This window comes from Bradyrhizobium sp. Kon56 (genome assembly GCF_055807635.1).
Map to the genome: position 1 here is coordinate 1 of NZ_JBVVOU010000016.1, position 23625 is coordinate 23625.

21 protein-coding genes are annotated in these 23625 nt (G+C 62.9%); 14 read left to right on the forward strand and 7 right to left on the reverse strand.

Going from position 1 to position 23625, the window contains the following annotated elements; all coding sequences use genetic code 11:
• Positions 1-84 precede the first annotated feature (84 nt).
• Positions 85-1107, reverse strand: coding sequence for a sugar ABC transporter substrate-binding protein (locus tag AC0L3B_RS23640; protein ID WP_018455066.1), 1023 nt, complete (start codon positions 1105-1107; stop codon positions 85-87).
• A gap of 141 nt (positions 1108-1248) precedes the next feature.
• On the reverse strand, positions 1249-1653 hold the full coding sequence (locus AC0L3B_RS23645) for a globin (protein WP_018455065.1): 405 nt from the start codon (positions 1651-1653) through the stop codon (positions 1249-1251).
• Between the two features lie 476 nt (positions 1654-2129).
• Between AC0L3B_RS23645 and AC0L3B_RS23650 the strand changes: the two genes are divergently transcribed.
• From AC0L3B_RS23650 to AC0L3B_RS23685, 8 genes are all read left to right on the forward strand, one after another.
• Entirely contained in the window at positions 2130-2504 is a 375-nt protein-coding gene (locus AC0L3B_RS23650) for a DUF2946 family protein (protein WP_085394838.1), read from the forward strand.
• Positions 2505-2588: 84 nt separating this feature from the next.
• A complete protein-coding gene (locus AC0L3B_RS23655) occupies positions 2589-4796 on the forward strand; it encodes a TonB-dependent receptor family protein (RefSeq protein WP_085394837.1) in 2208 nt (735 codons plus the stop codon).
• Positions 4797-4918: 122 nt separating this feature from the next.
• Positions 4919-5437 carry a copper chaperone PCu(A)C gene (locus AC0L3B_RS23660; RefSeq protein WP_026232867.1) on the forward strand — a complete coding sequence of 173 codons (519 nt, stop codon included), beginning with the start codon at positions 4919-4921 and terminating at the stop codon, positions 5435-5437.
• 32 nt (positions 5438-5469) lie between these two features.
• Positions 5470-5988 (forward strand): YcnI family copper-binding membrane protein, encoded by a 519-nt coding sequence (locus tag AC0L3B_RS23665; RefSeq protein WP_473381117.1) that lies wholly within the window; start codon positions 5470-5472, stop codon positions 5986-5988.
• A complete protein-coding gene (locus AC0L3B_RS23670) occupies positions 5988-7550 on the forward strand; it encodes a copper resistance CopC/CopD family protein (protein ID WP_473381118.1) in 1563 nt (520 codons plus the stop codon). The genes AC0L3B_RS23665 and AC0L3B_RS23670 overlap by 1 nt, the downstream gene beginning before the upstream one ends.
• A 153-nt stretch (positions 7551-7703) precedes the next feature.
• Entirely contained in the window at positions 7704-9023 is a 1320-nt protein-coding gene (gene proS, locus AC0L3B_RS23675; RefSeq protein ID WP_085353302.1) for a proline--tRNA ligase, read from the forward strand.
• Positions 9024-9113: 90 nt separating this feature from the next.
• Entirely contained in the window at positions 9114-10394 is a 1281-nt protein-coding gene (locus AC0L3B_RS23680) for a lipoprotein-releasing ABC transporter permease subunit (protein WP_007603606.1), read from the forward strand.
• A gap of 7 nt (positions 10395-10401) precedes the next feature.
• A complete protein-coding gene (locus AC0L3B_RS23685) occupies positions 10402-11103 on the forward strand; it encodes an ABC transporter ATP-binding protein (protein ID WP_473381119.1) in 702 nt (233 codons plus the stop codon).
• Between the two features lie 77 nt (positions 11104-11180).
• Here the strand turns inward: AC0L3B_RS23685 and AC0L3B_RS23690 are convergent, their stop codons facing one another.
• Positions 11181-12260 (reverse strand): zinc-binding dehydrogenase, encoded by a 1080-nt coding sequence (locus AC0L3B_RS23690; RefSeq protein WP_018455055.1) that lies wholly within the window; start codon positions 12258-12260, stop codon positions 11181-11183.
• Positions 12261-12367: 107 nt separating this feature from the next.
• Between AC0L3B_RS23690 and AC0L3B_RS23695 the strand changes: the two genes are divergently transcribed.
• Positions 12368-13141, forward strand: coding sequence for a helix-turn-helix transcriptional regulator (locus AC0L3B_RS23695; RefSeq protein ID WP_018455054.1), 774 nt, complete (start codon positions 12368-12370; stop codon positions 13139-13141).
• A gap of 27 nt (positions 13142-13168) precedes the next feature.
• Here the strand turns inward: AC0L3B_RS23695 and pdxR are convergent, their stop codons facing one another.
• Complete coding sequence (pdxR, locus tag AC0L3B_RS23700) at positions 13169-14587, reverse strand: MocR-like pyridoxine biosynthesis transcription factor PdxR (protein ID WP_085384787.1); 1419 nt, start codon at positions 14585-14587, stop codon at positions 13169-13171.
• A 137-nt stretch (positions 14588-14724) separates the two neighbouring features.
• Between pdxR and AC0L3B_RS23705 the strand changes: the two genes are divergently transcribed.
• Positions 14725-15186, forward strand: a complete 462-nt coding sequence (locus AC0L3B_RS23705) for a carboxymuconolactone decarboxylase family protein (protein WP_473381120.1) — start codon at positions 14725-14727, stop codon at positions 15184-15186.
• A 90-nt stretch (positions 15187-15276) separates the two neighbouring features.
• Positions 15277-15915, forward strand: a complete 639-nt coding sequence (locus AC0L3B_RS23710) for an HD domain-containing protein (RefSeq protein WP_085353295.1) — start codon at positions 15277-15279, stop codon at positions 15913-15915.
• 35 nt (positions 15916-15950) lie between these two features.
• Here the strand turns inward: AC0L3B_RS23710 and AC0L3B_RS23715 are convergent, their stop codons facing one another.
• Positions 15951-16937: a hypothetical protein gene (locus AC0L3B_RS23715; RefSeq protein ID WP_247385798.1), complete on the reverse strand. Its 987-nt coding sequence runs from the start codon at positions 16935-16937 to the stop codon at positions 15951-15953.
• A gap of 605 nt (positions 16938-17542) precedes the next feature.
• On the opposite strand from AC0L3B_RS23715, the gene AC0L3B_RS23720 reads away from it, so the two are divergent.
• Positions 17543-20692: a GAF domain-containing protein gene (locus AC0L3B_RS23720; protein WP_473381121.1), complete on the forward strand. Its 3150-nt coding sequence runs from the start codon at positions 17543-17545 to the stop codon at positions 20690-20692.
• Positions 20693-20771: 79 nt separating this feature from the next.
• The gene (gene map, locus AC0L3B_RS23725) at positions 20772-21521 is read left to right on the forward strand and encodes a type I methionyl aminopeptidase (RefSeq protein WP_473381122.1); all 750 of its coding nucleotides are present in this window, start codon (positions 20772-20774) and stop codon (positions 21519-21521) included.
• Between the two features lie 147 nt (positions 21522-21668).
• Here the strand turns inward: map and AC0L3B_RS23730 are convergent, their stop codons facing one another.
• Positions 21669-21917: a DUF3551 domain-containing protein gene (locus AC0L3B_RS23730; RefSeq protein WP_018455048.1), complete on the reverse strand. Its 249-nt coding sequence runs from the start codon at positions 21915-21917 to the stop codon at positions 21669-21671.
• Position 21918: 1 nt separating this feature from the next.
• Positions 21919-22239: a DUF3551 domain-containing protein gene (locus AC0L3B_RS23735; protein ID WP_018455047.1), complete on the reverse strand. Its 321-nt coding sequence runs from the start codon at positions 22237-22239 to the stop codon at positions 21919-21921.
• Between the two features lie 252 nt (positions 22240-22491).
• Between AC0L3B_RS23735 and AC0L3B_RS23740 the strand changes: the two genes are divergently transcribed.
• Positions 22492-23211, forward strand: coding sequence for an outer membrane protein (locus tag AC0L3B_RS23740; RefSeq protein ID WP_085394829.1), 720 nt, complete (start codon positions 22492-22494; stop codon positions 23209-23211).
• Positions 23212-23625: the final 414 nt, after the last annotated feature.

Here is a 23625-nt window from a genome sequence, read left to right on the forward strand (position 1 = left end):
ATCGGGATCGGCCCGATCGAGCGGCGTTGCCGCATGCTGGCCCTGCAGTTCCAGAATGGGTGAACGATCCTCTCGCATGGAGGCTCAGATCAGGAAATGATCCTGCATCCACTGCATGCCGGCGGCGTTGGCCTTGGTCACGACCGGACCGTCGGTGACGACGTTCTTCGGGATGCCCTGTCCGCTCTTTTCGCCGCCGGCCACGGCGGAGACGCCCGCAATGATGGCGCCGCCATGAATGCGGCAGGACGGATTGCGCACGGTGGCGAACATGCGGCCTTCGCTGACCGCCTGGATCGCCGGCGGCATCGCATCCACACCGCCGATCAGGATGTTGGTGCGGCCCCGCGCCTTCATGATGTTGGCGGCGGCGAGCGCCATGTCGTCATTGTGGAAGAACGCCGCGTCGATCTGCGGATACTTCGTCAGGTAGGTTTCCCAGAGACGCGCGGTCTTCGACACATCCCAGTCGGCCGGCTGGGTGTCGAGCACCTCGATCCCAGGGAATTGCTTCACGACGTTGTTGAAGCCCTTGGCGCGGCCCTGCGCGCCGGTGTGGCCGAGGGCTCCTTGCGTCATGATGATCTTGCCCTTGCCGCCCATGGCGTTGCACAGCGCCTGCGTCACCGAGGCGCCCATGAACTCGTTATCGGGGGCGAGGAAGGAGTGGACGTTGATCTGGTCGAGCGGCGCAATCAGCGTGTCCATGTCGATCACGGGCGTGCCGGCGTCGATCATCTTCTGCACCGGCTGGGTGAGCGTGCCGATGCCAAAAGCCTGGATCGCGACGAAGTCCCATTTCTGCGAGGCCATGTTGTCGATCGCCGCGCGCTGCTTCACGGCATCGAGCTGGCCGTCGAACCAGGTGACCTCGACATTGAACAGCTTGCCCCAGAATTCCGCGGCCTGCTTGCCCTGCGCGCACCAGGTCGCCTGGAGGCCCGCGTTGGAGAACGCCGCCTTCAGCGGCTTCTCGCTTCGTCCGACTTCGGCTGCAAGGGCGGGGTTTATGCCTATGCTGCCGAGGATGGCAGTCGCGGCGCCGGCGGTTGCTGCCGCCTGAAGAAGATCGCGCCTCGTCGTCGAGAAATCTTTCGTCCCGGACATCGCTCGCTCCCATACAATTCTATCTCGGCGCGTCATTGATTGCGCGACCGATGTTCGAAAGTGTCTCACAAGAGTTGGTACCACTCAATCCGCAATCAACGGCGGGGTCGCCGCGAGCCCGTGTTGGTGCAGCGCAAAGCGTCAGGCCGGGGCGCCGGCGAACGCGTCGATCTCGATGAGCAATCGGTCCCATGCCTGCGCCATGTCCGGCGACCATTCATCGCGGAGAAGATCGCGCAGCGTATCCCTGATGACGGTGAAGAAGGCGATGAACAGCTCGCGCGGCGTGCCGTAGCCATCGTGCGATACGACCTCGCATGTGATCAGCCGGAATTGCCCGCGGCGATCACCGGCGAAGTCGAGAATGGCCTCGATCGTGAGAGCCAGCATCGATCCCATCACGAGTTCGCTGCCTTGGGTGCGGAACATCGCCCGCGTTTCGGGATGCTGTTCGAACAGCCGTTGATAGACGTGTGGCGTGAGATCGGTGCAGCGCGAGGCTGCAAGTTCAAAGCTCTGTTCGATCGGATTGGGAGAAGCATTCATCGGTGCTTTAGCCCCGCAGACAAAAAAAGAGCGGGGCCCTAGCCCCGCTCGAAAATTGTGTCGACCCTATTATCCCCGATTCTAAGATTTGATCTTGATTGGCGGGGCGACGCTGCATTTTGCGCGTCAGGGGCTCCTCCCGAGACTTGGACCACCAGACTTCGACCTCGCGGCCAGCCTGAGCAAAAGGATGCTAGATCAACTTTTCTCACTTGTCATCATTTTCGGCAACGAATGTTCAAAATTCGAGCAATTGACGAAATGATCGGACGGCCGGCCGCATAAGTGTATGACAAATATAAGAAATCTGTGGATGGGCCAGGTCTCGACTGCCTCAAATCCCGGAGGTCCCCTCCCTTGGGCCGGCCGGACCACAGTTTCCGGGGAATTTGCGCGGGACCAAGAAGGCGGCGGAACCGGGCTCGACTTGGCCATCCGCCGGTGTTTAGTTAGTAGACGAACAAACGGTTCGGCGGATGCGCGCACGGCTGCAAAAATTCCTACCTCTGGTCCTGCTTGCCCTAGTTATGCAGGTGCTGGCGCCGATTGCCGCCTGTCTGGCGGCCGGCCAGGCCGTGGCCGATCCGCTGTCCGCCGCCGTCATCTGCCACAGCGCAGGCGAGCAAGGCGGGCTGAACGATCCGGCGGGTACGCCGGTCGCACATGCCGGTACGTGTGCCCTCTGTTGCCTGGCGCAGGTGGGCGCGTCGCCCGATTCGCCGCCGCACGCCGCACTCTCCGTTCCCTTGCGCCACGCCCAGCGCGTGGTGTGGCACGCGGCGGAGGCATTCGCCGGCGCGGCCCATAAGGGTACAAACGCCCAGGCGCGCGCCCCGCCTCAATTTTCCTGACGACTCTCGTGATCGCCGCGGTCCGCCGCAGGCGATTGATGCTGTCGAATGGCCGGAGAGAAAGCCCGGCGTCAGGAATGCCCCATGTTACGTTGTCATGCCCGCCTTGGCGTGAGCGTCGTTGCCATTCAGGCCGCGCTGCTTGCGTCGTCGAGCGGAGCCTTTGCCCAAGACAGCAGCGCAGTGCTGCCGCCGATCACGGTTGAGGCGCCTCACCAGAAGCGTACGCCGGCGGTCCGACCGCCACGCAATTCTGCGCGATCGGCCCGCATCACCCGAAGCCTGCGAACGACCCCATCACCGCAGGAAACCGTGAGCGACCAGAGTGCAGGGGCTCCGGGTGCCCTGACGGTTCTGACTGCTCAACAAGCGCTGGCGGAAATTGACCAGACTCCGGGCGGCGTGGCGCTCGTCTCGGCCGATGCCTACAGGAACTCGACGCCGTCCAACACGATCAAGGATGTTCTGGATTACGTGCCCGGCGTGTACGCCCAGCCCAAATGGGGCGACGACACCCGTCTTTCGATTCGCGGATCCGGCCTGTCGCGCAATTTTCATCTGCGCGGCGTGCAGCTCTATATGGACGGCATTCCGATCAACACCGCGGATGGCTATGGCGATTTCCAGGAGATTGATCCGAGCGCCTACAAATATGTCGAAGTCTTCAAGGGCGGCAATGCGCTTCAGTTTGGCGCCAATTCGCTGGGGGGCGCGATCAACTTTGTGACCCCGACTGGCCGCGACTCGTTTCCGAACGGTGTATCCTTCGATGTCGGAGGATTCGGCTACAAACGACTTCAGGCGAACGCGGGAGGCGTCAACGGGCGGTGGGATGGTTTCGTGACCGCTTCCGCGGAGGCCGCAGACGGATTTCGCGATCACAGCTTCGGCTCGAGCAACCGTTTGAGCGGTAATGTGGGCTATCAGTTCTCCGCGGATGTCGAGACACGGTTCTACCTCAATGCCAACGAGGTGCGGCAGCGAATTCCGGGTACCGTGACCAAGACGTCCGCTTTGACCGATCCGGAAGCTGCTGCACCGGCGAATGTTGCGATGGATCAGCAGCGCAATATCGACACTGTCAGGCTCGCCAACAAAACCACCGTTCGTTTCGATGACACCAAAGTCGAATTCGGCGCCTTTGGCGTCGATCGGCATTTGATGCATCCGATTTTCCAGTGGCTGGACTACCGTTACAAGGACTACGGCGGATTCGCGAAGATCACGGATGACCGCACCATTGGCGGCTTCCGCAACAGGTTGGTCGCGGGCGTCCAGGTGCTGAACGGCAGCATCGACAACCAGCAGTTCGCCAACATCGGCGGGAGGAAGGGCGCTCTGCTTTCTTCCTCGATCGATCGGTCGGAGAACACCTCCGCCTATATCGAAGACAGCTTCTACGTCCTTCCAAATCTTGCATTGATCGGCGGCACGCAATTTCTGTACGCGACCCGTAATCGGCAGGATCGTTTCCTCAGCGACGGGGATCAATCGGGGGCGACGCGCTTTAATCTCTGGTCGCCGAAAAGCGGTCTGTTGTGGCAAATCGATCCGGCTTGGCAGGCCTTCGCCAATGTCTCGCGGAGTGCCGAGGTGCCGAGCTTCGGCGAAAGCGCGATCGGTCTCGGCATTCCGACGATCCCGTTCACCAGCATCCGCCCGCAGATTGCGACCACGTACGAAATCGGGACTCGCATGAAGCGATCTGATTATGCCTGGGAACTGACGGCCTACCGGGCCAACATTCGCGACGAATTGCAATGCCTCTATAGTGCTTTCGGCAATTGCAATGTGACCAATGCCGACCGCACCATCCATCAGGGCGTCGAGGCCGGCGCGGGCGCAGCCATCTTTCGTGACATCTTCGTCAATGGCCCGGCGCCGGACAAGATCTGGCTAAATGTCGCCTATTCCTTCAACGACTTCCGCTTCGACAAAGATCCGATCTTCGGAAACAATCGATTGCCGGGAGCCCCAACTCACTATTTGCGCACGGAGCTTCTCTACAAGCACCCTACCGGTTTCTATGTTGGACCCAACGTAGAATGGGTGCCACAGGCCTACTTCGTCGACAGCATGAACACGCTGACGACAGAGCCTTACGCCCTGTTGGGATTGAAAGCCGGATTCGACAATGGCGGCCCGATGTCTGCCTACATCGAGGGGCGCAATCTCACCAACAAGACCTACATAGCCAGCGCCAGCATCATCGATCGAGCGACGGCGACGTCAGCATTGTTTGAGCCGGGTACTGGAAGAGCAGTATACGCTGGAATGAGGTATCGATGGTGACGCTCTATGCTCGGCTCCGCGGCAGGCCCGCATTCCGAATGCCGATGCTGACGGCGGCGGAAAGTGATCGCAAGAATGCAGGGCCATTCTTGGCCCGATCAATCGAGAAAGAGGCAATCAACATGAAGAATATCGGACGAACTCTCCTTGCGATTTCAGTGTTGCTGACCGCCTGTGCCGTCGCGCAGGCCGAGGACATCAAGGCCGGCGATCTCGTCATCTCGCAACCGTGGAGCCGGGCGACGCCGGGCGGCGCCAAGGTCGCCGGCGGCTATCTCACCATCGAGAACAAGGGCACAGTGGCCGACAAGCTGGTCAGCGTTTCCGCGGATATCGCGGGGAAGGCCGAGGTTCACGAGATGGCGATGGAGAACGGCGTGATGAAGATGCGCCTGCTCGACAAGGGCCTGGTGATCGATCCCGGCAAGACGGTGAAGTTCGCCCCCGGCGGCTACCACCTCATGCTCCAGGAGCTGAAGGGCCCCTTCAAGCAGGGCGACAAGGTGCCAGTGACGCTTCAGTTCGAGAAGGCCGGCAAGGTCGCCGTTTCCCTCGACGTCCAGGGCGTCGGCGCGCAGGCGCCCGGCGACAGTGGGCACATGATGAAGAAAATGCCTGATCATTCTGGAATGAAGATGTGACGAGCATGATCTGGACCTTCGGGAGATCCAATATGTCGAAGCGAACCTGGCTGATTGTTCTGAGCGTATTTGCGGCAACGCCAGCGACTGCGCACGTCTTCCTCGAAGGCAAGCAGGCAACCGTGGGGGGATCGTACAAGGCCGTCTTCGCTGTCCCGCACGGTTGCGCCGGCTCGCCCACGGTGAAAATCCGGGTGCAGATCCCGGAAGGCGTGATCGCGGTGAAACCGATGCCGAAGGCGGGCTGGACCGTCGATATCGTCGAGGGCAAATACGCCAATGAGTACGACTACCACGGCAACAAGCTTTCCTCCGGCGTCAAGGAGGTGGCCTGGTCCGGCGGCAGGCTGCCGGACCACAATTACGATGAGTTCGTCATCAGCAGCTTCCTCACCACGAGCCTGAAGCCGAATACGACGCTGTATTTCCCCGTCGTCCAGGAATGCGAGACGGGCGTCAGCCGCTGGATCGAGATCCCCGCGGATGGGACCGGGCATTCGCACGAGGACAAGTCACCGGCGCCTGGCCTGAAACTCCTGCCGAAACCCTGATGCGCCTGCTCGCCGCGTTCGCGACGCTGCTCCTCTTTGTCGGTTTAGCGACCGGCGCCTCGGCGCACGCGGCGCTCGTCGCGGTCGAGCCGGCGCGCGGCAGCATGCTCGCGAGCGCGCCGAAGGCCGTGGAGCTGCACTTCAACGAGGCGGTCACGCCGGGCGCGATCCGGATGATCGACGGCGCGGGCAGGGCGCGGGATGATGTGCGCGTCAACGCATCGGGCGAGACCATCTCGGTCGCGATGCCGATGAACATGCCGCAGGGCACGGCGGTCGTCAGCTATCGCGTGATCTCGCAGGACGGCCATCCCGTCACGGGATCGGTGATCTTCTCTATCGGCATGCCGACGGGGACGCAACCTCCCGCAAACGCCGATCGCGGATTGAACGTGCTGATCTGGCTGGCGCGGGTCGGTCTCTATCTTGGCCTGTTCGTCGGCGTCGGCGGCGTTTTCTTTGCACGCTGGGTTGCGTGGTCGATGACCGGCATAACCATTCCGTGCGTGGCGCTTGCCATCGGCGTCCCGAGCGCGGTGGCGTCCCTTGGTGTGTTGGGGCTGGATCTCCTCGGGCTACCGTTGTCGGCTCTCGCGACGATGGCTCCCTGGAAAGTGGCATTCGGGACCAGCGCGGGCCCCGCCTTGCTCGTGGCCGTCGCTGCAATGCTGTTCGCATTGCTGGCGCTAGGCAGCGCGTGGTGCGCGCGCGCTCTGGCCATTATTGCCTTCGTCGGCGTCGGCTTGTCGCTGGCAATGACCGGGCACGCCGCTACGGCACCGCCCGAACTGTTGACCCGGCCGGCGATCTTTCTCCATGGTCTTGGTGTTGCCTTCTGGATTGGAGCCCTCGCACCGCTGGTCGCCCTGTTATCGAAGCGGCCCGCCGTGGCATTGCCTATCGTGAACCGCTTTTCTCGCCTCGCCGCGCCGGTCGTTGGTGTTCTCGCATTGACCGGCCTCGCGCTCGCCATCGTCCAGCTTGAGAATCCGTCTGCATTGGTCGAGACCCGCTACGGGCTCATCCTCTCGATCAAGCTCGCGCTGGTCCTCGTGCTGTTGGCGCTTGCCGCGCTCAACCGCTTCCGCCTGACCCCGGCGCTGGCGGGAGATCACAAGGCTGCGCCGGCCCTGAAGCGCTCGATCGTGATCGAATGCGCCATCGCGCTCGGCATCTTCGCCGTGGTCGCCGGCTGGCGCTTCACGCCGCCGCCGCGGACGATCGTTCCGGAGACCCCGCTGGCGATCCACATCCATACGGAGAGGGCGATGTTTCAGATCCTGGTCTCGCCGGGTAAGGCGGGTATCGACGATTTCGTCCTGCAGCTCATGACTGGCGAGGGGGCGGTGCTGGAGGCCAAGGAGGTGACGCTGACGCTGAGCCTGCCTGAACGCGGCATCGAGCCGATGGAGCGGAACGCCTCGCTCGGGCCGGACAGCTACTGGCACGTGCGCAAGGTCGAGCTGCCCTTTGCGGGCCGCTGGCATGTGCGGATCGACGCGCTGGTGAGCGATTTCGAGAAGATCACGCTGGAGGACGAGCTTGAGGTGGCGGCGCCCTGAATCGGGCTCTTCGGCACATCACGTCGAATCTGAAGTCGACGGAAAAATGACAGGAATTCCGCTGTGTTAGCGGGTTTTCCTCATTCCCGGTCTTGTGTTTTGGCTCCCAATCCGGTTTCACTGCAAGTCATCACTGATTCCTCGAGTATTGCCATGCGGTTGTCGCGGTTCTTTCTGCCCATTCTGAAGGAAAATCCGAAAGAGGCGGAGATCGTCTCGCATCGGCTGATGCTGCGTGCCGGCATGATCCGGCAGGAGGCCGCCGGCATCTATGCCTGGCTGCCGCTCGGCTTCCGCGTGCTCAAGAAGATCGAGCAGATCGTGCGCGAGGAGCAGGACCGCTCTGGCGCGCTGGAACTGTTGATGCCGACGCTGCAGCTTGCCGACCTCTGGCGCGAGAGCGGCCGCTACGATGCCTATGGCCCCGAGATGCTGCGCATCGCCGACCGGCACAAGCGTGAGCTGCTGTATGGCCCGACCAACGAGGAAATGATCACCGAGATCTTCCGCGCCTATGTGAAGTCCTACAAGAGCCTGCCGCTGAATCTCTATCATATTCAATGGAAATTCCGCGACGAGCAGCGTCCGCGCTTCGGCGTGATGCGCGGCCGCGAGTTCCTGATGAAGGACGCCTATTCATTCGACCTCAACGAGGCCGCGGCGCGCGTCGCCTACAACAAGATGTTCGTCGCGTATTTGCGCACCTTCGCGCGGATGGGGCTGAAGGCGATCCCGATGCGCGCCGAGACCGGCCCGATCGGCGGCGATCTCAGTCATGAGTTCATTGTGCTGGCCGAGACCGGCGAATCCGGCGTGTTCATCAATCGCGACGTGCTGGACCTGCCGGTGCCGGGCGAGGACGTCGACTATGAGAGCGATTTGACGCCGATCATCAAGCAATGGACGTCGGTCTATGCGGCGACGGAAGACGTTCACGACGCCGCGCGCTTCGAGCAGGAAGTGCCCGCGGACAAGCGGGTGAACACCCGCGGTATCGAGGTCGGGCAGATCTTCTATTTCGGCACGAAGTATTCCGAGGCGATGAAGGCGCTGGTGGCAGGCCCCGACGGTGTCGACGTGCCGATCCACGGCGGCTCCTATGGCGTCGGCGTCTCGCGCCTGCTCGGCGCCATTATCGAGGCCTGCCATGACGATGCCGGCATCAAATGGCCGGAGGCCGTTGCCCCGTTCCGCGTGTCGATTCTCAACCTCAAGCAGGGCGATGCCGCGGTCGATGCGGCCTGCGAGAAGCTCTATGCGGAGCTGTCCGCCAAGTGCGTCGACGTGCTCTACGACGACACCGACCAGCGCGCCGGAGCCAAATTCGCCGCCGCCGACCTGATCGGCATTCCGTGGCAGATCATGATCGGGCCGAAAGGGCTCGCCGACGGCAACGTCGAGCTCAAGCGGCGAAGTGACGGCGCCCGCGAGATCATGTCGCCTGCGGACGCGGTCGCAAGACTTGTGGGCTGATAAGGCTGGTCGGCTGAATATTGTTCATCGCCCGAGATCGCGGCCGCCAATCCGGCCACATTTGACCCCGAATCATGGGACTATCGAGCGATGGATGAGACCATGACCGAAACTGTTCAAACCGCGCCTTTTGCGCCATTCGAGTGGATGCTGTCGGCGCGTTACTTACGGGCGCGCCGCAAGGAGGGATTCATCTCGGTCATCGCCGGGTTCTCCTTCCTCGGGATCATGCTGGGCGTGGCGACGCTGATCATCGTCATGGCCGTCATGAACGGCTTCCGCAAGGAGTTGCTCGACAAGATCCTCGGGCTCAACGGCCACATCCTGGTCCAGCCGCTGGAATCGCCGCTGACCGACTGGAAGGACGTCGCCGACCGCCTCAGTCAGGTCCAGGGCATTCGGCTCGCAGCGCCCGTGGTGGATGGCCAGGCGCTGGCGTCATCGCCGTGGAACGCCTCCGGCGTCCTGGTGCGCGGCATCCGCTCCGACGACCTCAACAATCTCACCTCGATCGCCAAGAACATCAAGCAGGGCTCGCTCGAGGGCTTCGATGACGGGCAGGGGGTCGCGATCGGCCGGCGCCTCGCTGACCAGCTGTCGCTGCACGCCGGCGACAGCATCACGCTGGTGGCGCCTAAGGGCGCGGTCACGCCGATGGGCACGACACCGCGCATCAAGCCGTACAAGATCGCCGCGGTGTTCGAGATCGGCATGTCCGAGTATGATCTCGGCTTCGTGTTCATGCCGCTCGCGGAGGCGCAGGCCTATTTCAACCGCAGCAACGACGTCACCTCGATCGAGGTCTTCACCACCAATCCGGATCAGATCGTCGCGTTCCGCCAGGCCGTGACGGAGGCGGCGGGCCGGCCGGTGTTTCTGGTGGACTGGCGGCAGCGCAACTCGACCTTCTTCAACGCGCTCCAGGTCGAACGCAACGTGATGTTCCTGATCCTCACCATGATCGTGCTGGTCGCCGCGCTCAACATCGTTTCCGGCCTGATCATGCTGGTGAAGGACAAGGGCAGCGACATCGCGATCCTGCGGACCATGGGGGCCTCGCAAGGCTCGATCATGCGCATCTTCCTGATCACGGGCGCCTCGATCGGCGTGGTCGGTACGATGGTCGGCTTCATCGTCGGGCTGGTGATCTGCCTGAACATCGAATCGATCAGGCAATTCCTGTCCTGGCTGACCAGCACCGAACTGTTTTCGCCAGAGCTATATTTCCTGTCGAAGCTGCCCGCCGAGATCGACATCGGCGAGACCTCGGCCGTCGTGATCATGGCGCTGACGCTGTCGTTCCTGGCGACGCTGTATCCGTCCTGGCGCGCCGCGCGCCTCGATCCCGTCGAAGCGCTGCGGTACGAGTGAGGGGCTGATGGAGCAGCAGGCGGCGGAAGATGTACCGGTCATTTATCTCCACGAGATAAAGCGACAGTACTTGCAGGGCGAGGTGCCGCTGACGATCCTCGACGGCGCCAAGCTCGCGCTGTGGGCGGGCCAGTCCGTCGCGCTGGTGGCGCCGTCAGGCTCGGGCAAGTCGACGCTGCTGCACATCGCGGGTCTGTTGGAAGCGCCTGATTCCGGCGAGGTCTACGTCAATGGCGCGCCGACCTCGCAACTGCCCGACATCGAGCGCACCCAGCTTCGCCGCACCGACATCGGCTTTGTCTACCAGTCCCACCGGCTGTTGCCGGAGTTCTCGGCGCTGGAGAACGTCATGCTGCCGCAGATGATCCGCGGCCTCAAGAAATCCGAGAGCGTCAAGCGCGCCAAGGAGATCCTTGGCTATCTCGGCCTCGGCGAGCGCATCACGCACCGTCCGTCCGAGCTGTCGGGCGGCGAGCAGCAGCGCGTTGCAATCGCGCGCGCGGTGGCCAATGCTCCGCGGGTGCTGTTTGCGGACGAGCCGACCGGCAATCTCGATCCGCACACCGCTGACCACGTCTTCCAGGCCCTGATGCAGCTCGTCAAGGCGACCAAGGTCTCGATGCTGATCGCGACCCACAACATGGAGCTCGCCGGCCGGATGGACCGCCGCGTGTCGCTGTCGAACGGCCAGGTGGTCGAGCTCGAGTAAAAACCGCGAAAACAACCCCATGCACAGTAGCCAAGTGCTTGGGCGCACTGACGAAAAAAATGGTGCTCCCGGGAGGTTCAAGGCCGGATCACCGTCAATTTGAACGGCCCGCCATTGGCTGCGGCATGGGCTACCGCCTCATTGGCGTGGTCGAGGTCGAAGGCCGTGGCCTCGTACTCCTCCAGCCTCAGCAGTCCCGCGCGCACCAGCGCGATCAGGCGGCTTGCCGCATCCGGCGGATACATCCAGACGCCGTGGATGCTGATGCAGTTGCGCATGATCCAGGGGTAGGGCAGCTCGAGGCCAGCGCCGCCGGCCATGCCGACGCCACCCATCAGCACGACGCGGCCATTGGGGCGCACCGTCATGATCGCCGCGCGCACCACATTCGTGCTCACCGAGGGCGGCATGATGTCGAGCACGCAGTCGATCGGCCCGGGCGCCGCACGCTTCATGCTCTCGCGGTCGTGATCCTCGTTGCCGGAGAGTTTGACCGGCTTCACGCGATCGCCGAAACGGCGGACGAGGTCGGCCAAGATCTTGTCGTTGCGGCCGGGCGCGACCACGCAGGCCGCGCCCATCGCGAGCGCGACGGAGACGGCTGCGCTGCCGAAATTGCCGGTGGCCCCGCTCACCAGCACGGTCTCGCCGGGCTGAAGGCTGGCGGCGAGAAAGCCGCCATAGGGCACCAGCAGCGTCCCCAGCGCGCACCATCGCGTGGCGTCCTCCGACGCGATCGTGCCAAGCCGTTTGACGTTCTCCGTCGGCACCCGCATCTGCTCGGCGAACGAGCCATGGCGAAAATGCTGTTGCAGGCGCATGGCGCCGGCACCGGGGGCAGTGAGTCCTTGCAGGGCAATGTCGGGCGCTGCGGCGTCGTCGCGCGAGCGCACCGTCGGGTCGCAGAACACCCAGTCGCCAACGCTGAGCTTGGTTGCGTCCGGGCCGATGGCGCGCACCCGGCCGATGCCGCCTGGCCCCGGGATGATCGGCAGGTCGAGGGCATAGTTGCGTGCCCCGCTGAAGACCTCGTTCATGTAGGACAGCACCCGCGTTGCGATGACGTCCACGATGACCTCGCCCGTGCCGAGCACAGGGTCCGCGGCTTCCTCAATCGCAAGCGGCGATCCAAATGATTTCAATACGGCAGCTTTCATGATCTCACCTCAAAGTGGGTTGAAGCCCATATGCGCCGCCTTTCCAGGCCCAGGAAGGCCTGGTATTATCCTAGTATTCCCCAAGCCCTCCATCGAGGCACGTCACCATGGCCGACCCACGCCGCGTCGAATTCGGCGACTTCCTCAGGTCCCGCCGCGAAAAGCTGTCGCCGAAGACGGTCGGGCTTCCCGCGGGCCGGCGGCGTCGCACGGCGGGCCTGCGCCGCGAAGAGGTGGCGCAGCTCGCCGGCATCGGCGTCGACTGGTACATCCGCCTCGAGCAGGGCCGCACCGTCAGCCCCTCGGTCACCACCGTGGATGCGCTGGCGCGAGCGTTGCGCCTCAGCAAGACCGAGCACGCCCATCTCAAGGCACTTGCGCGCGACGGCGATAGGCGCGCGTTCACGCGCGAGATCGTGCCGCCCCCCGTTCGGCGGATGATCGAGAGCCTGGCGCAGCCGGCCTATGTCACGGGGCGGCGCTGGGACGTGCTGGCCTGGAACGCGGCGGCCGAGGAGATCTTCGGGTTCGGACAATTGCCCGAGCAGGACCGCAACACGCTGCTGCTGGTCATGACGAACAAGCAGACGCGAAAATTCTACGGTGCCGGCTGGGCTGACATCGCCAAGAGCATGGTCGCGATGTTTCGCGCCACTCACGACGTCTGGGCCGGCGATCCCGCCTTTACGGAATTGCTGACGCGGCTGCGCCAGGGCAGTCCGGAATTCGTCAAATGGTGGGAGGCGCACGAGATCCGCAGCACTGCCGCGGGCCTCAAGATCATGAACCATCCGACCAAGGGCGTGCTCCGGTTCGAGCACACGAGCTTTCAGGCCAATGACGATCCGGCGCTGAAGCTCGTGATCTACACGCCGGTGTAGATTGCGGAAACATGGGGTCGAAGCTCGTCACGTATGACGGTCGATGATCTGAAGGAGCCGATCGCAGGACGCCTCGATCCTCTTGTGGGGAGATGTGGCGACGCCCAGCAACAGGCCGGATCGCGCCGAGGCCGCGGACGCATGCCATAGCGACAGGGGCGTGGGCGCCAACCCAAACGATGCTGCTTCCCTCGCGATCGCGACGTCGGAGGTTCCGTCCGGCAGTCTCAGGACCGCGGCCAATCCGGCGATCGCAACGTCCTTCGCAACGTCCTTGGCGCGTGCCTTCAAATATTTCAGCAGCGCATCGCCTTGCGCGGCATAGGCCCGCTTCGTGCGTCGAAGATGCCGCAGATAGTGGCCGTCGCGGATGAATTCGGCGGTTGCGAGCTGTACGGAGGGCCCGGGCGCCGGAGCGAGGCATGCCGCTACCTCGGCAAAACGGGATGCCAGAGAGGCGGGTGCAACGACGAAGCCCAGCCGCAAGGCAGGAGTCAGGGTCTTGCTGAACGACCCGATGTGAATCACGCGCCCGAAACGATCGAGAGAGGCGAGCGCCGGTGTGGCCCGCCCTCTCAGCTGAAGCTCGCTCAGATAGTCGTCCTCGATCACCCACACCCCTTCCTGGGCTGCCCAGTCGAGAAGACATGAACGTCTTGCCAGCGACAAGGTGGAGCCAAGCGGTGCCTGCTGTCCTGGCGTCACGACCACCAACGCAGCATCAGGAGCGTGTTTCAGGCCGTAACGGACGTCAATGCCGTCTACATCAACCGGGATCGGCCTGATCGACAACCTTGCAAGCTCAAGGCCGTGTCTTGTGAAGGGGAAGCCCGGGTCCTCCATCCAGACCTTCTTCTGCTCGAGGCCGAGAACCCGCAGTGCCAGTCCGAGGCCGCTGCTGAAGCCGCCGGTGATGATGATCTGCGACGGTGCACATTCGATCCCCCGCGCCAGCGCGAGATATGCCGCAATGTCGCGCCTCAATTCCAGCTCGCCGCGGGGATCCCGATAAATGGCCGGTGCGCTGGTTTCCGCGCGCACCGCCCGCGTGCGCATCCTCGAGAAGAGCTTGGCGGGAAAGGTCTCGTGAGCGGGCACACCCATTTGGAAAACGGCCGGTCCCGCAGTGAGCTCCTGGTACATCTCCATGAACGAGCCGGGGTGGGGAGCGGCTTCCTGCCGAGGGGTAAAGGCGGGTCGATCCGCAACACGCGTTCCGGTCGCGCGCGACGCGACGATCAGTTGCGCAGAGGAAAGTTTTTCGTAGGCCGATCGCACGGTGCCGCGCGCCACGCCCAGCTGAGCCGCCAAATCCTGCCATGAGGGCAGACGAGCTCCCGGAGCCAGCACGCCGCTCTCGATGGCAGCTCCGATACCTCTGCGGATTTGTTCCGCCAATGGCGTCTTCGCAGATCGATCGAGCTCCAGCTGCAGCGGTTTGACCATGCCCCCGTGGTACACGATTTTCGTCCATTCTTGGTGCTTTTTTGTAGACCAGGGCGGGGCCATTTATCGGGCAGGGAAGTACATGGCGGAAGTACATGGCGACAGCCGCCGAACAGAACCGATCATGGAGCATGAAAATGGCTAAGCGTCTCGACTACGACCGCATTGCACCCGCAGGCATGAAAGCGGTCGGCGGCGTTTACGGCTATGTCATGCAGAGCAATCTTCCTGCAACGCTCGTCACTCTGGTTTATCTGCGCATTTCGCAGATCAACAATTGCGCCTACTGCCTCGACATGCACACGCGCGATCTGCTGAAGAGCGGACAGAAGATCGAAAAGATCGCGCTGGTGCAGGCCTGGGCGGAAGGCGGTCATCTCTTCGACGAGCGGGAGCGTGCCGCCCTCGCATGGGCTGAAACGGTGACCCGTGTGGCCGACACCGGCATCCCGGATCAAGCTTACGAGGCTGCCCGCGCCGTCTTCGAGGAGCGCGAGCTCGTCGATCTCACCATCGCGATCGGCCTGATGAATGCGTACAATCGCATGGCAATCAGCTTCCGAAATACGCCACAGGCCGCGAAAGAGATGGCAGCCTGACCCCGGTGCCGGACGGCAAGAGGGTAAACACATGCCATCGACTGCGACGGCATGTCCTGAGATATCGGCGATTCAAGGCAGGAGCTTGAAATGACCATCGCAATTTCCGGCGTGAAGATTCCCGACAGCAAGATCGCACGGGAGGCCGCCGAGCTGGTGCGCCAGTACGAAAACGACATGTTGTTCAACCACTCGGTCCGCGTCTTTGTGTTCGGCGCGATCAAGGGACATCGGCAAAATCTGAAATTCGATTCCGAGCTGCTCTACATCGCGGCGCTGTTCCATGATCTCGGGCTTGTCGACCATTACCATACACAGACCAAGCGATTTGAAGTTGATGGCGCCGATGCCGCCCGCGAATTTCTGAGGGGGCACGGCATCGACGAGCCAAAAGCCGATCTGGTTTGGGAGGCGATCGCGTTACATACGACGCCCGGAATTCCACAATACATGCGGCCGGAAATCGCTCTCACGAATGCGGGTGTGTTGGTCGACGTCGTGGGGATTGGCTATGACGAGTACTCGCCAGAGCAGCGCGACCAGGTGACCACCGCATTTCCGCGCGGTGATTTCAAGAACGAATTCCTTCAGGTACAAACCTGCTCGGCCTTGAAGAAGCCGCAGACCACGTTCGGGACTGTCAATTTCGATTACATCGAAGATCACGACCCCACATTTCACAAGCCGAACGCATGCACGCGCATCCGCAACACTCCCTGGCGGAGCTGACCTTCGGCGCGATGTTCGAGTTTCGCCACGTTGACTCATGGCGACGGTGCGGCCGGGGGCGTTACGCTGGCGTTCGGCTGCTGAATGGCCGGCCACGGGCTCTTCGGAGCCGGCGTCGCCGCCGCGCATGACGCCGCAAGCTGCGGCCACACTGACGTCAGGCCCGTCAAGTCGATGTCGAATTTCGTGATGTCCGCCTTGTCGTCGGGTAACAGCGTGGTTTCGCGGACATGGAGGGAGCGGGACGCCAGTATCGCCTTGAGCATGTCCGGATCGATGCTGCCACGCCAGACTTCGTATTTTCCGGTCCGCAACGCAGACCCTCCGGCCGCGTTGTCCGGAGCGGCGTCCGCCGTCACCAGGATGGTGGTCTTGCCGACGGCCGTCTCGTCGATCTCGCGCGCGAATGTCAACGGCACGCGCTTTCCGCTTTCGCAGGACAGACGCCATTCCATAGGCCGGAACGAAGCGCCGTTCTCCTTCAGCATCGCGAACTTGCGGGCGAAGGGGCGCGCTTCCTTTTCCAGTTTCCACGCCGTTTCGGCAAGCGAACGCGTGTCGATGCCGAAACGATAGAGCTCGGCGCGCGTCAGCAGGTGCAGGTTTTCGAACTTCACCGTCCGGATCAGATCGTCTAGCTCGCGGCTGATCCCCATCGCCGCGATGAACGCAGCGCGATCGCGATCGGCCCTGGCCATCCGGCGCTGCCTGTATTCCGCGACCGCCGCCGGAGGCGGATGCCCGTGAAAGGCAAGGACCAGCCTGGAATTATGGACCGCCAGCGCGGCGTCGGGGGCGACCTCGCGCGATGTCGCTCCGAGAAACAGGTAGCCGCAGGCCGAGTTGCACATCGCATGGTAAGTGGTGAGTTCGGCTTCCACCTCGCCGCCGGTATTTTTTATTTTCAGGCACGCGGCGTCCACCTGCGTGCCCGCGGCGCACGCCGTCGCGATGGTCCGGCCAACCCGACCGATCGCCTTGCGGCTGCGCAACAACCGCCCGATGACATAGGACTGCTCCACGGTTCCGCCCGGTGAATAGAGGTAGATCGGACGCTGCGTGTCCTTGACGCCGGCAAGGAAGCGGCGAATGCGCGGCGCAGCGTCCTGGTCGATATCGCCCTCGATGGCGATCCAGCGGTCGCAGCCCGGTCCGCAGGCGTCTGGTGGTCCCTTGGCAAGATAGATCGTCAGCCTGGATGCAAATCCAGTCTTCTCGGCCGGCGTCCCTTCGGCGTGCAATGCGCCAGGAAGCATCAGCGAGGCCAGGACAAGCAGACTACGGGCGAGCATGAAACGACGGGGACCACCCGCAGTGAAAAGCAGAGATCGATGTTACACGATGATCCGCGCAGCCACAACTTGCGGTGGCGCATCCGCACGGGTCTGTCCGCGACGGCTGGATTGGCAATCTGGCGGCGATGTGGGAGCAGGCAGAACAGCATCTCCCGAGGGGACGGTGACGACAGGAACCTAAATGCCATCATGCGGTTATCGCGCAGACAATTTGCGCGACCCGGCTGCATCACTCAGAAAGTCAGGCGGGCTACCTGTGGTCGAAGCGAACAGCAGCGGGACGATCAAGCAGTAGCTCCTCGTGGAGCTAGGAACGTGGCAGGGGAAGACCAATGACGACAGCGACCGGGATCCGCTCGGCCGATCGCAATTCCGTCTTAGCCACACTCGGCGACTTCATCCGAGAGATCAGCAATCCCGACGATCTCGCCTATGCTGCGGCGGAACTGCTCGGCCGCAGCCTGAACGTCAGCCGGGCGGGCTATGGCACGGTCGACACCTCAGCCGAGACCATCACCATTGTCCGCGACTGGAACGCACCGGGCATCCTGAGCCTCGCAGGCGTGCTGCGCTTCCGCGACTATGGCAGCTACATCGAAGATCTCAAGCGGGGCGAGACCGTCATCTGTGCCGATGCTGAAAAAGACCCTCGCGTCGGCGATCGTGCCGAGGCTCTCGAGGCGATCTCTGCGCGTGCGCTCGTCAACATGCCGATCTCGGAGGCCGATGGGGTCGTGGCGCTGCTGTATTTGAACAATGCCGGGCCGCGCGAATGGAGCCCCGAAGAGCTGGAGCTCATTCGCGATGTTGCCGAGCGTACGCGCACGGCCGTTGAGCGTCGCCGTGCTGAGACGGCCGTGCGGGAGAACGAAGCCCGGCTGCTTTTCCTGGACGCACTCAACAAGGAGACGGCCAGGACCCGCGATGCCGACGGCGTGATGGCGGTGACGACCAGGATGCTTGGCGAGCATCTCGAGGTATCGAGCTGTGCCTATGCCGATATGGATCCCGACCAGGACGGCTTCACCATACGCGGGGATTGGGCGGCGCCGGGCGCGGTGCATATCCTTGGTCACTACAGCCTGGCTGACTTCGGGAAGAAGGCGGTGCGAGAGCTCGGCGCCGGCAGGCCCCTGATCATCAATGACAATTTGAAGGAGCTTGCGCCTGAGGAAGCCGCCACTTTCCAGAACATCGGGATCGGTTCGACGATTTGCATGCCCTTGGTCAAAGAAGGGCAACTCACCGCCTTGATGGCGATCCATCACCGGGGCCCGCACCAGTGGACGCCGCGCGAACTCGCCTTGCTCACCGAAGTGACCGAGCGATCGTGGGCCCACATCGAGCGCGTCCGATCGGAACAGGCGGCGCGGGAGGCCGCCGAACGACTGACGCTTGCAAACAAGGCGGCTGGTATCGGCACCTGGGACTACGACCCGGTCAACAACGTCCTTCGATGGGATAGCCGCTGCAAGGAGGTGTTCGGTTTATCGTCGGACGCTGAAGTCAGCTATGAAGGGGCGTTCCTGAAGGGCCTTCATCCCGAGGACAGGCAGCGCGCCCACGAGGCCGTCTCCGCGGCGCTGACGCCGCACGCGCCGGCAAACTACAACATGGAATACCGGACCATTGGCATCCAGGATGGGGTCGAACGCTGGATCGCCGCGACCGGTCAAGCCATCTTTGCCAACGGCCAAGCTGTTCGGTTCATCGGAACGGTTCTGGATATCACCGCGCAAAAGAAAACCGAGCGTCATCTCAGAATACTCAATGATACCGGGGCCTCGGTCTCTCGCGAACGCGACCTCGACAAGATCGTCCAGATCGTGACGGATGCCGGCGTCGGACTCACCGGTGCTCAATTCGGCGCCTTTTTCTACAACGTTCTGGCGCCGGATGGCGGCAGCTACATGCTGTATTCGCTGTCTGGTGCGCCGCGATCCGCGTTTGAAAACTTTCCGATGCCGCGTAACACAGCCGTCTTTGGCCCGACCTTCGAGGGCTCCGGCGTGGTGAGGTCCGACGATATCCTGCGGGACCCCCGCTATGGCAAGAACGCGCCGCGGAAAGGCATGCCCGAGGGCCATCTTCCGGTCCGATCCTACCTGGCGGTCCCTGTGATCTCGCGCACCGGCGAAGTTTTCGGCGGACTTTTCTTCGGTCACGCCGAGACGGGTAAATTCCAAGCCGAGCATGAGTCCGCGTTGCTTGGTATTGCGGGCCATGCCGCCACCGCTATCGACAACGCCCAGCTCTTGACCCGGCTCGAGGCGCTCAACGCCGGATTGGAGCAACGTGTTGCCGACGAAATTGCCGAGCGCATGAAGGCCGAAGAGCAATTGCGGCAATCCCAGAAGATGGAAGCCGTCGGGCAGTTGACCGGCGGCATTGCCCACGACTTCAACAATATGCTGGCCGTGATTCTCGGCAGCCTGAATCTTGCCAAGCGGCGGCTCGGCAGGGGAGAGGTCAGCATAGACCGCTTCATCGAGGGCGCCATCGACGGTGCAAATCGCGCAGCCACGTTGACGCAGAGGCTGCTCGCGTTCTCGCGCCAACAGCCGCTCGCGCCTGAGGTCGTGGACATCAACAAGATGGTCGGCGGGATGAGCGAGTTGCTCGAGCGCTCGCTGGGCGAGCTGATCCGCCTCGAGACGGTGCTGGCGGCTGGCCTCTGGCGGGTCAAGGCAGACCCGGCCCAGCTGGAAAGCGCGATGATCAACCTCGCGGTCAATGCGCGCGATGCCATGCCGAAGGGCGGCAGGCTGACAGTAGAAACCAGCAACGTCTCGATAGACCGAAAATATGCTCGCGAGTATGCACTCGCACCCGGGCAGTACGTTCTCGTGGCCGTGACGGACAACGGCACGGGAATTCCGGCCGACGTGCTGGGCAAGGTGTTCGATCCGTTTTTCACGACCAAGGTCGTGGGCAGGGGCACCGGTCTCGGCCTCAGTCAGGTCTACGGTTTCGTGCGGCAGTCGGGCGGCCATGTCAAAATTTACTCGGAAGTCGATGTTGGCACGACCGTGAAGATCTACCTTCCACGCTTCGCCGGCGAGGAGGCGGGCTCAGCTCTGTCACAGGAAGAAATACCCGCCGGTGCAAGCCATCAGAACGAAACCATTCTCGTCGTGGAAGACGACGAGCGCGTCCGCAACATTTCGTCCGAAAGCCTGCGCGAACTTGGCTACAACGTCATCGAGGCAGCCAGCGCCAAAGAGGCGATCAGGATGATCGAAAATGGTTTCGTTCCAGATCTGCTGTTCACGGATGTCGTCATGCCCGACATGACCGGCGCCGAGCTGGCGGCCGAGCTGTCGAAACGATACCCGGCGCTGAAAGTGCTGTTCACCACCGGCTACACGCGCAATGCAATCGTTCACAATGGCGTGCTCGATGCCGGCAAGCATCTGCTTCCCAAGCCCTTCGCTATCGAAGACCTGGCTGCCAAAGTCCGCACCTTGCTCGACGAGATCTGAACGCGTTTTGGAAACGATCTCTTCCGTTTGCAAGCTGCCTTCACAAGGGCTATGTCCCCGGCTTTCGGAAGAGCATGACATGACAATCTCGGATGACAACGACCTCGCGCGCCTGAAGGAGATCGGGCGCATTGTCGCCAATACCCTGGAGGCAATGGGAAAGGCGGTCGAGCCGGGCATGTCCACCTCCGAGCTCGACCAGATCGGGCGAACGCTGCTGGAGGCCGCCGGTGCACGTTCGGCTCCGGAGCTGGCCTACGACTTTCCGGGCGCAACCTGCATCAGCGTGAACGAGGAGATCGCTCATGGCATCCCCGGCGATCGGCGGATCGCGCGCGGGGACCTCGTGAACATCGACGTGTCAGCCGAGAAGAACGGCTTCTTTGCGGATACGGGAGCCTCATTCGCCGTTCCACCCGCAACCCGCGCGGTCGAACGTCTTTGCAGGGACGGCCGGCGGGCGATGTGGGCGGGCCTGCAGCAGGTCGGAGCCGGCAAACCGATTGCCGGTATCGGTCAGGCCATCGGGACCTTTGCGCGGAAGAACGGTTACAGCCTGGTCAGGAACCTTGCCAGTCACGGCGTCGGCCTGTCGCTCCACGAGGAGCCGACGGAGATCGCAACGTGGCCCGACCGCTCCGAACGCCGCATCATGAGCGAAGGCCTCGTGTTCACCGTCGAGCCGTTCTTGTCCCTTGGCGCGGAATGGGCAGAGGATGGCGATGATCCATGGACGCTCTACAGCAGCCCCGAGGCGCCGACCGTTCAATACGAGCACACCGTGATCGCCACGCGAAGCGGACCGTTGATCGTTACCATGGCTGGTTAAGGAGGCTCCTCAAGCCACCGGATCTCGGGCAGCATCCGAACGGGTTCGATCATCCAGAGCCAGCGGCGGCGCCGGTCTCGCCGACCAGATTGCCGAGCGTGGCGTCGGAAGCTCAACGCAAGGCGGGCCGCATATCGAAGTCCCGATTTAATTGACGCGCCGCGAGTGGCGAGGGGGCTTCTTCTGCGCAAAATACGGGTTCGCCACGCACGTCGCTGACCGACCGAGGGCTAAAAATCTGCACTGCTCGAGAGAGGTGTAGCGGCAATCGAAATAGCCGACGGGACCGTAGATCTGCATGCAGACCGGATAGCTCGGATCGTAGGTCTGCGCGTGCGCAGGCGCGCCGGCGAGCAGCAGGCCGATCGCGAGGAGCGCGAAGCGAGCGCGACGCATCTCAGCGCGGCAAATAGTAACCGGGCGAATAACCCGGCACCTGCGCGCGCGGCCTGTTCTGATACGCGTAGGGATCGTCGCTCTGGCCTGCGAAATACGGGTTCGCGATGCAGGTGAGCGCGCGGCCCGACGAACTCGCCTGGCACTGCGCGTAAGTGTCGAACGTGCAATTGCTCAGCCCCGGCCATTCATCGCCGGTGAGGCAGAAGGCATGGTGGGTCCCGAACGCGCGCGCAGGCACGCTTGCGCTAAGCGTGAAACCAAATGTGGCGAGGGCGAGCGAAAATGTGGCGACAATGGGGAGAGCAATTCGTCTGCGCATTCGATTCTCCAATCACGCGAACGTGCGCGCGACGTTGTTACGCGCGCATGCTGCGTATGTCGTGTAGTCGACAATGGAACTCATGAAAACTCTTGTTTCAAAGGGTTTCCCGCGCGCGCTGGTAAATCTTCATTAATGAAGCGCGATCCTTTGGCGCGAACTGTGGCGTCGAGGTTACAGCAATTCTGTCGAGCGCTGCTATGACGACGCTACGGCCCGGGGGCCTAACGACGAAACTGGAACGGGAATCAAATGAACAAGAATCTGTTGCTTGCTGCTGTGAGCCTTGTCGCGCTCGGCGCGACCGCACCGGCGGTGGCTGCTGACCTCGCTGCGCGGCCTTACACCAAGGCGCCGGCGATGGTCGCCGCGATCTACGACTGGAGCGGCTTCTACATCGGCGTCAACGGCGGCGGCGGTTCCGCCCATTCGACTTGGGATCTCGTCGGCGGTGGCCGCGAGGGTTCGCACGATGCGACCGGCGGCACGGTCGGCGGCCAGATCGGCTACCGCATGCAGTCGGGCCAGTGGGTGTTCGGTATCGAAGGTCAGGGCAACTGGGCTGACTTCTCGGGCGACAACGTCAGCGCGCTGTTCGCGACGCGCAACCGCTCCAAGATCGACTCGTTCGGTCTGATCACCGGTCAGATCGGCTACGCCTGGAACAACGTCCTCCTTTACGCCAAGGGCGGTGCGGCTGTCGCCGGCAGCAAGTATGAAGTCTCGACCCTTGGCGGGGCGCTGCTGTCCTCGAACGATCAGACCCGTTGGGGTGGCACGATCGGTGCCGGCCTCGAGTACGGTTTCGCCCCGAACTGGTCGGTTGGCGTCGAGTACAACCACATCTTCCTGCAGGACAAGAACGTCACGTTCGCAGGCCTGGTTGGCACCGATCGCATCCGCCAGGACGTCGACATGGGCCTCGTTCGCTTGAACTACAAGTTCGGCGGCCCGAGCCTCGGCCGTTACTGAGTAAAAGACTGCTATCGATCGCTCGACTTCGAGCGGTTGGCGAAAGCCCCGGCCATCGGCCGGGGCTTTTTTGTTGCTTAAATTCAGCGGGTTAACCATTCTGTTTGGAGATGGTCGAGATGGCTTGACTCCTGAGAACGAAATGAGAACAATGTTCTTCATACGTTCTCACCATGGAGTAAGCCATGTTCAGGATTTTCGTTGAAGAGGCCGCCGCGTTGGCGTCGATCGCGCTGTTTGTCGGGATGATTGCGATCTGGGCCCAGGTGCTCCCGCAGCTCTAGGCGCGGGCCTAGGTTGGGGAAAAGCAGGACGACGCGGCCGATCGGCCGCTCCGGCGTGGACTCTGGCACCATGACGCCCCACCATTATGAGGCGAGTCGGCCGGGCGAGTGCAGGATGCCTCCGGTGCCG